Genomic DNA, 10,810 nt, shown 5'->3' with positions numbered 1-10,810 from the left:
AATCTAACTTTGATCTCTCTAGTGTAGATTTAGATGGTAGTCATACTCCAGCTATTAGAGGTGGAGAACAAGTGGAAAAAAACGTAAAACTACCAATGCCCTTTATTTAAGTGATAGACAGGGATTGCCTCTTGCCCTGTCAGAACCTTTAGCAGGTAATCATAATGATCTCTATGATATTGAGGTTCAATTCGAGGTAGTAACATCAACATTGGAAGACGCTAATATTTCTATAGAGGGGTTATTTCTCAATGCAGATGCAGGATTTGACGCCAAGGACTTTAGAAACTCATGTGATAAAAAGGATATTAATGCAAATGTATGTTTCAATAAACGTAATGGAGACTTAGACAGAGGTGAATATTTCGACCAAGAACTTTACAATGAAAGATATGCTATAGAGAGAACCAATGCTTGGATGGATAGCTATAGGTCACTGCTCAATAGGTATGATACTACCGTAACTAGTTGGATAGGTTTTAATTACCTGTCATTCATTGTCATAGCGATTAAAAAATTTAAAAAAAAGAACTAGAAAAAGTTTAAATCACTTCATTTATTCTATGGAAAAAAACTACTGTAAATCAAAAAAATAGTAGCATAATCTTACATAATTGGTGGTTTTACAAATACTATTAGACAGCATTGTTTCCTATATATAGTATTTATAAAGTATATTTTAAATAGTTTTGTAGTAACAGTTAAGAGGGATAATTTTTATGATGAAAAACAAAAAAGTGTTAATCGTCGAAGATGAATTTTCGATCGCCTTAGATATTAAAACCAGCTTAGAAAAAATTGATTATTTTGTAGTAGGTATTGCTGATAGCTATGACGAAGCTATGAAATATACTGCAGAAACCGCGCCTGATATTATTGTAATGGATGTCAATATTTCTGGAGAAAAAAATGGTATTGATACTGCAGAAGAGATCTATTATAAATATAAAGTTCCAGTTGTTTTTCTTACTGCCTATTGTGATAACCATACATTTGCAGAAGCATTACAATCTAAGCCTTTTGGCTTTCTACTAAAACCTTTTAAAATAAAAGAATTATCCTTTGCCCTACAAATTGCCTTACAAAAACAACTAGAAAGAAAAGATACCACTCCACACTCACCTACTACTAATAAATTATCTGATACATTATTTATAAAAGACAAATCACAACTTACAAAAGTTATGATTGATGAAATTCTGTGGGCAGAAGCAATGGATAATTACACACAGGTAATCACTAAAAATAAAAAAGTGGTTGTAAACATGTTTCTCAAAGAATTTTATGACAAAGTACCACAAGACAAATTCTTAAGAATTCACAGATCCTATATCGTTGCCTTAGAAAAAATTGATAAAATAGAAAATAGGTTTATATGCATTGGGGATAATACCATCCCAATCAGCAAAGCCTATAAAAAATTATTATTAGAACGCCTAGATGTTTTATAACATGAACACCTTCTACTTTTTTTTGAAGAGATACACTTATCTTTTTTTCTTTTTTTTTAGTATTTCATTAATTGCTCAAACAGATAGTTTGACACAAAAGTTAACAACTGCTTCTAAAAAAGAAAAAATAGAAATCTATCAAAAACTTGCGCTCAGTCGAAGTTATACTGATCCCGAAAAAGCTACCGAATATGCGCTAAAAGGACTAGAACTATTAAAAGACAAAAACTCTAAGGATGTTAGGTCTTTCTATTTCATACTAGGTAAACTTTGTAATGGCCAATCAGAATACAAACAAGCATTATTCTATTACAATAAAACAATAGAAATTGCAAAAGGACTAGACTACGATTTAGGTATTGCAAGGACATATCAGAATATGGGGCTAGTGCATCTACGGATGGGAGAATACAATAAGGCACTAGATTTCTATTTAAAAACCGCTGAGATATACAAAAAGGAAAAAGAAAATAAGCTTCTTGTAGGCATAATCAATAATATAGGCTCATTGTATTCCTGCAGGCTAAAAGATGATAAAAATGGTCTCCTGTATTATAATAAAGCACTAAAACTATCGCATGAAATTGATGACTCACAATACATAACTACTGTATTGATCAATATGGGAGAAATGTATATGCGCCAGAATGATTTTGAAAAGGCCAGAAAAACAATACAAGAATCTATTGATATTGCCGAAAAAAGAGATGATTACAACTCTCTTATGGTTGGATTGAATAATCTATCTGCAATAAGTATCCAAGAAAACAAATTAGAAAAAGCATTGGCATACACCAAAGAATCTCTAAAATTGAGAAAAATAATTGGCCAAACATACGAAAATGCAACCGAATACCTTAGACTGGCTGAGATCTATGAAAAAATAGGGGATACCAAAGTTGTAATATCATACTATGATAAAGCATTGGCAATAGCTACAAAATCAAAAGTACTGCCACAGCTATCCAAAGTATATGAATCTCTTCATGATTATTATAGCAGACAAAAAAAATATAAAAAAGGATATGAGTATCTATTAAAATTTAATAAAGTCAAAGATTCTTTGTCTAATGAAAAAAAACACGAACAACTAAAAGAAATTCAAGCAAAATTTGATATTGAAAGCAAAGAAAAAGAAGTGCAATTACTAACCAATGAAAACAAAATAAAAACATTGGAGAACAAAAATCAACAAACGATTCAAATTGTACTACTAATTGGATTAATCGGATTAACCATAGTAGCATCAACACTTTTTTATAGTTATAAAAACAAACAAAAGACTAATAGAATTCTAGAAGAGAAAAACAAGAAGATATCGCAAACACTTAAAGATCGTGAGATATTATTAAAAGAGGTACATCACAGGGTAAAAAACAATTTGCAAATTGTATCAAGCCTGTTACGACTTCAACATAAATTTGGAGATCATAAAAGTTCTGTAGAAATCATACAAGAGATACAGAATAAAATACAAGCAATGGCTATTATACACGAGAGACTATATATGTCTAGTGATCTATCTTTGATTAATTTGGAAACCTATTTAGAGAATCTATTAACATATTTCAAAACCAGTTATGATCTTACAGAGCAAAATATTACCATAAGCACTGCTGTAGATCATATCAATCTTAATATGGATTACTTGGTTCCTTGCGGGCTAATTATAAATGAAATTATAGTCAATAGTATCAAGTATGCTTTTCAAGAAGGTGCAAATGGGCATATTAGTATCAAAGCCTCTCAAAACGAGAGTAAATGCACACTTACCATAAAAGATACAGGAGTTGGATTCCCTGAAGACTTCAAAATAGAAAACAGCCATTCTCTGGGTATGCAGCTTATACAGGGATTAACAAAGCAAATCAAAGGTTCTGTTGAGATTTCATCTAATCCTGGAGCTTGTTATAAAATTGAATTCAATGTAAACGCATAAAATCTATAAATTTAAAGTATGCTTTACCCTTCACCCTTCTTTTTAATCCATTTACCAAATAAAGAATACACTACACCATATTAATTTAGAAACCGCACCTTAGTATCATAGTTTTACTTGATAAACTAATTTTAAGAAAAGCAAAACAATGAAAAATGTTTTTAAATTATTAAATATAGGAAATATAATTCTTTCTATATTTCTTATGATTGGCTGTCACTCTATAGATGATGCCCCAATTTTAGATCCTATAAACCCAGATACGCCAGACACACCACCTGTGGAAGAAGTTGCCCTAGAAGAAGTAAAACTCTCAGCTTTCCTTTATTTGGTATAACAGCAATAAAAACAGAGATCATTGATCCAGAAATTGTAGAGAATAAAGAAACTAAGTTCGGAGAAATTAATATCACTGTAGCCGCAGAAACCTCTCTAGATGCAATAAGCGCAATGATAACATCTAAGGAACTTAACTTAAGTAAATTCAGCATTACGCCTGGTAACGACATAAAATTATCATACGTAGACGGAAAAACAAATCTATATACCATAAACAATGCTACTGGTGACAAAGAAGAATTGTTGCATTATACTGTGAGTATTACAAAAGAAGCTGTAATCGTGCCAGAAACATTAGAGCTAACAAGTTTTAAGTTTGAAAAAAGTAAAAACCCAAATTTGCCAAATGATATCGAAATTGCCAGAACTGTAGAGAACTTAGCAAACGATAAAATATATTTGTTTGTACCTGTAGGCACCGATTTTACAAACTTGGTTCCAACAATTACATACACTGGTACAACGCTACATTACCACGAAGGCCCTTTACGATCTTCTGTAGAAAAAATATATACTGAAAACACTAGTATGAATTTTAAGTATCCTAATTCTATTCTTCTTGAAATTAAAAATAAAGACAATGACAAATCAAAAACTATCAATGTCATTGTAGATGTAATTAACCCACTCAAAATAGAGGAAACCTTTTTTAACGTCTACCTGTCAGATGGAGTTTTAAGAGCAGACCATGTTATACAATGGACTAACCAAGGAAATCATTTGTTGGAATATGCAAAAGAATATACTCAAGAAAACCAAGACCCTGTAGGAATACATTATTTATTTAATTTTTATAGAACTATACCCTCAGGAGGATTAGCTCCAGGAGATAGTGACCATATATTTGCAGCAATTGATTTCCCCTTAGACCACCCTGAAGGAGTTTATAAAACAACAGCTGTGTTTTATCCTAGAATAAAAGATAACGCAGAGATTGATGACCTATTAGAACCAGCTAGAATGGATGTTATTGCTCACTTTGTGTGGTAATAATTATTTTTTAGATTTTATCTAGAATATTGTCAAAAAAGTAGTACCCTAAAAAATATTTTTTAGGGTACTACTTTTTTATCATATTTAGATGTTTTATATTAAAAAAAGACCAACTGTTTAAAAAAAAAGTTCTTCCAGAATTATAATCTCAATTATTTTCAAAAACAATGCTTATAAGCTCACCCCTTATTATAGCACATTCACCAAATAAGTAAGGTGACACACCATATTAATTTTAAAGAAATAAATCATTACAATACATTTGATCAATTAATCAGTTGAAAAGTAAAATAATGAAAAACATTTTTAAATCAATAAGCCTAGGAAGTGTTATCCTCTCTCTAAGCTTAATAATCAGTTGTGGTTCTGATGATGACAACTCTGGTATTATACAACCAGAACAGCCAGTTAATCTACAAGAAGCAAAACTCTCGGCTTTTCCTTTATTTGGTATAACAGCAATAAAAACAGAGATCATCGATCCAGAGATTGTAGATAATAAAGAGACAAAACATGGTCAAATTAATATCACTGTAGCTGCAACAACCTCTTTGGATGCTATAAGTGCAATAATAACATCTGATGAGCTTAATTTGAGTAAATTCAGTATTGCACCTGGTAACGATACAAGATTATCGTATGTAGACGGAAAAACAAATCTGTATACTATAAATAATGCTACAGGTGATAAAGAAGAATTATTACATTATACTGTAAGTATCACAAGAGAACCAGTAATTGTGCCCGAAACATTAAAAATAACAAGTTTTAAGTTTGAAAAAAGTAAAAACCCAAGCTTGCCAAATGATATTGAAATTTCTAGAACTATAGAAGACCCAGGATTAGATAAAATATATTTATTTGTACCTGTAGGAACAGATTTCACAAACTTAGTTCCAACAATTACATATGATGGTTCAAAGGCATATTATTACCAAAACAGCTCTCAATTACCAGGAAATGCAACTCAAGAATACCCAGCAGAGGGTATGAGTATAGATTTTAAATACCCTAATACATTTACTCTTGAGGTTAAAAATAAAGACAATGACCAATTTAAAACTACCGTTGTCATTGTAGATGTAATCAACCCAATCAAGACAGAAGTATCCTCCTTTACAGTCACTGACATTCAAGAAGGAGCATCAGTAACGCATGTTATTACACAATGGACTAACCAAGGAAATCACGTCCTAGAATATGGAAATGGAGATACTCAAGAAAACCAAGATCCTGTAACACCATCTAAAGTATTTATATTTAATAGAGCTGTACCAGGAGTAGGGTTAGCTCCAGGAGATAGTGCCAATGTAAGTGTAATAATTAATGCTAGAGATTACCCTGCAGCAACTTATAAAACAACTGCCGTGTTTTATCCCAGAATAAAATATAACGCAGAGATTGATGATTTATTAGAACCAGCTAGACTTGATGTTACTGCTGAGATTATTAAGTAATACCTTTTTTTGACACATGAAGTTACTGTTTTGGATACTATTATTTTTTATCCAAAATAAACATACCTCGACTTTATTTACAAAGTAACTTCTAGTCAAGGCATACTTATAAACCTAAATTATCTAATAAGATTGATTAACCAATACATTTTTTTCTCGGATTAATCATATCATTGATCAAAAAAAGAGGTGCATATGCACCTCTTTTTATATTCTTTCTTTTCTTTCCTGATTAGCTTGCTAATAGTAGAACCCCATATTTCACCCCCCCCCTTTTTCAGGGTAGAATAATTCACTATAAAGGGGGAATTATTATACATCATATCATTATACTTTTGAAATATCATAAAGCACTTAGGTTTCGGTGACAATTACAAGCCTTATAGATTAATTTATAAAAAAACGTATGGCACTCAAAGAAAAAAGAACTACTACAATATTTCAAGAAAATCATCAAGTATCAGGATTTGATATTACACTAGAAGTCCCGTATCTAAAAGAATTCAAAACTAAATCTATAGCAGAAACTGTAAATTTTGCATACCAAAACAAGTCTCATATTATTGTAGGAGTATCTCTAGCTAGTGGCTTATATTTAGAAGGTCATATTACAGATATTTCTCAAAAAGATCACCATGGTCACAATATCTGCTTTGACCAACCACAAAATGGCCTTACCTATTTTTATCCCCAAAGTATTATTGCAATTACTATTAGACAATCTCTAGATTCAACATTATCTAATGGGTATACTTCCAAAAAGTCACTCTATTGCTAAAGGCTTTTACCACCCCTAAAATATAATTTCTAATACAAACAAAGTATTCATAATACCAACAATAGATTACTTGGTTTTTATTTATTTGTTTAAAAGGCATTAAAACATTGTATTTTAATGCCTTTTATAATTTCTATATACTTCGTTCTGAAATATTTGACCAAAAAATTTAAAATAACATCTTATAGTTTAAAACTTACAAAAACATGTTTATGATTTCATATCATAATAAACAAAGGTTCTTGTACATTTGTTATGATTTATAATTTTAGTATCATATATATAAAAAATCAATCACATTAATTGCAATTAGACACTATTATAACGCGCTTCTTTTTTCTTATAAAAACACAAAAACTCCTGCTTTTTAAAATTTTTCAAAAATGAAACACCTAAGACAGTTTATAAGCTTATCATTTATAATTTTTATATCCTCTTGTGATAGCCAAACAAACTCATGCAGTGAGTTAGGTAATACAATTAAAAAGGATAATATCTTGTTAACTTCTATAGATACACTTAGCTTAGATCAAGCACATCATTTTCTAAAAGAGCAACAAGAAGGGATTTCTTCATTACTTAAGTTTTCCAAAATAAATCTTGAATTATCTACCAGCACAGAAGATACTATCTATCATAAAGAGCCTATTTTTGATGATTTTTCTGATCCAATCCTTCCTAATGACACTCTAGCAACTCGATTAAACTATTTTTTTTCAAAACTATATATAAGACAACAGATAACATATCCTAGTTCATACGTATCAATGAATATGTATTCTTTAAATATGGATATTGTAAAAGAGCACTGGAATGATCCTCAAAATATGCCTTCTATAAAAATAGAAAAGGTTTTCAATACCGATAAAACGATATCAAAAGATACTACTAATTTTGATAAAGTTTCATACAGAGAACTCGGTGTAGCCATACCTTCTTCAAAATACATAGATAGTATCCAAGTCAATATTACTTATACCTACCCTATTATAGAAGAAATAATTTTAGAACATAAAAATACTAGAACAAAATTACCATCAGGAACAGTAGCTCTGGAAAACAAAACGGGAAACACTATTTTATTAAGTTATCCTAATACTATTAGAGACAAAATAATAGCTATTAAGGGTGTTCATAAAAGTGAGAAAAACTTAAAACACATAGGCAGTTCAAGCAATACAAAACCTTCTGAAGAAATGCTATCTTATCTAGAATGTTTTAATAACAAATTAAAAACTACCATAAAACAAATCGATAGTAAAAAAATCAAATCAAAAAAAGTATTAGCGAGTTTCTTACTAAAAAATACACCAATACCTCCTAAAAATGAACAGGTAACATTATCTACCTATCAATTCTCAGGCAATGTACAAAAAGTAAAAGTTTATATCCAAACAGGGGTTTCTACAAAAATTAAAAAAACTTACATAATAAAAAGATCAGAGCGTGATCAAAAACCAACAATTAATTATTTTTTAACAGTAGATAAGGAAAAAGAAAAAATGGGTTTTGTAAACGAAAAAGGGGCTTGGGTTATCCTCCCAGAATTTGAAGATTTACGAATGGCAAATGATTACTATTACCATGGAAAATACAAAGAAGATCTAAATCAAACCTATTGGTTAGACACAAACAATAACATATTAAAGCTAGTAAATTATAAACTAGATGAATATGAAATCTTCCCAGAGAATCTTGTTAATATAGAAAAGAAAACCAATGGCCCAGAAGGGGTTATTAATGCCAAAACAGGGCATATCATTATCCCTATGAAGTATGACTACATAAGACCTGTTAACGGTTTTTTTATTACTGATTTGAATAATCAAGAAGAACTCTATGATAAAAAAGGAAGGAAGGTTTTGAACAAAACATTTAGTTCTATACAAATAAAAGAGAATCTTGTTTTTACATCTATTAATACTGATACGTACTACGACAAAAAAGACATATATACGCTACAAGGTAAGAATATAACTAATGGTAAATGGAATGATTTTGAAGATGTATCTGGCAAAAACGGGTTCGGTAAAGATGGCTTACTATTGGTTTATAAAAAATCCTCTGAAAACAATTTTATGCAGGTAAAGAATAAAGCATTTATAAATAAAGAAGGTAAAGTTATAATTGACCTAAATTCTTATAAAGAAGCAAAATCATTTTCTAATGGTTTAGCAGCAGTAAGAAATAATGATACAGGATTATGGGGCTACATAAATAGTAATGGAAAAATTGTAATCCCTTTCTTATATGAAAATGCCAGATATTTTATGGAGAAATATGCTTGTGTAGAAAAAAATGAAACGGCTTTTTTGATTGACAAAAACAATAAAATATTTAAGCAATTTTCAGACAATATTCAATCATCCTCAATAACCATAGATACTAATGAGGCTGAGTATCATTTATACAATGAAGAAAGTTATGATGCAGAAGGAAATTTAATCAAAGGCAAGGAATCCAGTACTAATTAGACATTATTAGTAAAACATCTCTGTATTTTCAATAAACGTAACAATAATTACATCTATGTAAAAAAAAGAGAATCTTGACTCTTTTCACCCAAGATTCTCTTTTGGTGGAGTCGGAGGGACAAAGTTCGAACTTATTGATCGAAGATATTCGATTAATTATTTCAAAATCAGACCTAAATAAGTTACCAGTGAAAAAATGATAAAAATATCGCTAAACTCTGGAAAAAATTGGTTTTACACTTAAAAAACCAGCTACATTGCTGTAACTGGTTCTTTGCTTTTATTTACTCGTACTGCTTAACAACCAGCACAGAAAACATTTCTGCGCTATCATATCAGAGCCATCTGGATAATTTATATTTCCTCACTCGTACCGCTCACTCATAACCGCCACTAGAAAAATTCTAGCGGGAGCGATCACTCTAGCGGCAGCTGGAGAAGTTATTGAGTTAATTCTGATCTAACATCATTATCAAAATAATCTTTATAATCTTTAGAGTTAATTAACAATAATATAGTTTCTTTTATACTCAAAATGCCTTTTTTATTTTTATTCTCAATAACAACATTTACTAATTCTCGAGGAACAGCTACTTCTTCCTCTGGCACATGTATATATGAATAAATCAACCCTACAATATCATCCGATATATCTTTGCTAACAGAATCTGATATCTGTAATTTAGACATAGCTAATAACTCCTGAAGCTTTAAGCTTTGCCACAATTGATTCCTTTCCTCAAAAAATGAAAAATCTAAAAAATTCAAGACATCGATTACTTTTTTATAAAATTTGTTATCATAATAATAATAAGCTAAATAAGCTTTAGAAAATAAATAATCAGGTTTTTTACTTATTGATTCCTTTAAATTATGTTCAACTTCCTTAGCTCTATTTATGTTTTCAAAAGGCATATTATACCATAAGTATCCTTTTAAGTAATATTTATAAAAATCGTCTAATTCATAAGAATCTAAAACTTTCAATATTTTTAGAATTTCGAGTTCTTTTAACTGATCATTATCTATTAGTGATAAATTGATAATCATACCATCTAACTCTTTATTAACTGTCATCACATTTTATGATTTATACTTTTACCTTTTTCAATTAACCTTTGTCCAGCAGTTTTTAAAGCTTTTACCATATCAGGTAAATGACCTGCGTTTTTATTATTAGCTTGTCTAATTAATTCTTGACCTGCTTTTAATTTCGAAATTCTAAATTTACTAGAAGTAGTTCTCCCAATAAAACAGGCTTAATGTACAAATTCGTACCGTCAGGTGTATAAATTCAAAATTAAACAAAAACCAGCTACATTGCTGTAACTGGTTCTCGTGTTTATTACTCGTTCTGCTTACTTGTACCCACCAATCTT

The 10,810-nt window shown here is 30.0% G+C and carries 8 protein-coding genes and 1 pseudogene; 8 read left to right on the top strand and 1 reads right to left on the bottom strand.

Features of this window, described 5'->3' with window-relative positions:
- From CVD18_RS19530 to CVD18_RS19495, 8 genes and pseudogenes are all read left to right on the top strand, one after another.
- Positions 1-535 (top strand): annotated as a pseudogene (locus tag CVD18_RS19530) (transposase); the annotation flags it as partial.
- A gap of 184 nt (positions 536-719) precedes the next feature.
- The gene (locus tag CVD18_RS19525) at positions 720-1,451 is read left to right on the top strand and encodes a LytTR family DNA-binding domain-containing protein (RefSeq protein ID WP_103867184.1); all 732 of its coding nucleotides are present in this window, start codon (positions 720-722) and stop codon (positions 1,449-1,451) included.
- A gap of 88 nt (positions 1,452-1,539) precedes the next feature.
- Positions 1,540-3,390 (top strand): tetratricopeptide repeat protein, encoded by a 1,851-nt coding sequence (locus CVD18_RS19520; protein ID WP_158250513.1) that lies wholly within the window; start codon positions 1,540-1,542, stop codon positions 3,388-3,390.
- A gap of 148 nt (positions 3,391-3,538) precedes the next feature.
- Positions 3,539-3,727, top strand: coding sequence for a hypothetical protein (locus CVD18_RS19515; RefSeq protein ID WP_103867182.1), 189 nt, complete (start codon positions 3,539-3,541; stop codon positions 3,725-3,727).
- 113 nt (positions 3,728-3,840) lie between these two features.
- Positions 3,841-4,719 (top strand): hypothetical protein, encoded by an 879-nt coding sequence (locus CVD18_RS19510; RefSeq protein WP_103867181.1) that lies wholly within the window; start codon positions 3,841-3,843, stop codon positions 4,717-4,719.
- A gap of 296 nt (positions 4,720-5,015) precedes the next feature.
- Positions 5,016-6,179, top strand: coding sequence for a hypothetical protein (locus CVD18_RS19505; protein ID WP_103867180.1), 1,164 nt, complete (start codon positions 5,016-5,018; stop codon positions 6,177-6,179).
- Positions 6,180-6,585: 406 nt separating this feature from the next.
- Positions 6,586-6,957: a hypothetical protein gene (locus tag CVD18_RS19500; RefSeq protein ID WP_103867179.1), complete on the top strand. Its 372-nt coding sequence runs from the start codon at positions 6,586-6,588 to the stop codon at positions 6,955-6,957.
- A 383-nt stretch (positions 6,958-7,340) separates the two neighbouring features.
- Positions 7,341-9,431 (top strand): WG repeat-containing protein, encoded by a 2,091-nt coding sequence (locus CVD18_RS19495; protein ID WP_103867178.1) that lies wholly within the window; start codon positions 7,341-7,343, stop codon positions 9,429-9,431.
- 441 nt (positions 9,432-9,872) lie between these two features.
- Here the strand turns inward: CVD18_RS19495 and CVD18_RS19490 are convergent, their stop codons facing one another.
- Entirely contained in the window at positions 9,873-10,508 is a 636-nt protein-coding gene (locus CVD18_RS19490) for a hypothetical protein (protein WP_103867177.1), read from the bottom strand.
- Positions 10,509-10,810 lie beyond the last annotated feature (302 nt).

Source organism: Aquimarina sp. I32.4, from assembly GCF_002924285.1.
In the GTDB taxonomy this organism is placed as follows: Bacteria; Bacteroidota; Bacteroidia; order Flavobacteriales; family Flavobacteriaceae; genus Aquimarina.
This window is presented reverse-complemented; position numbering and strand designations above follow the sequence as displayed.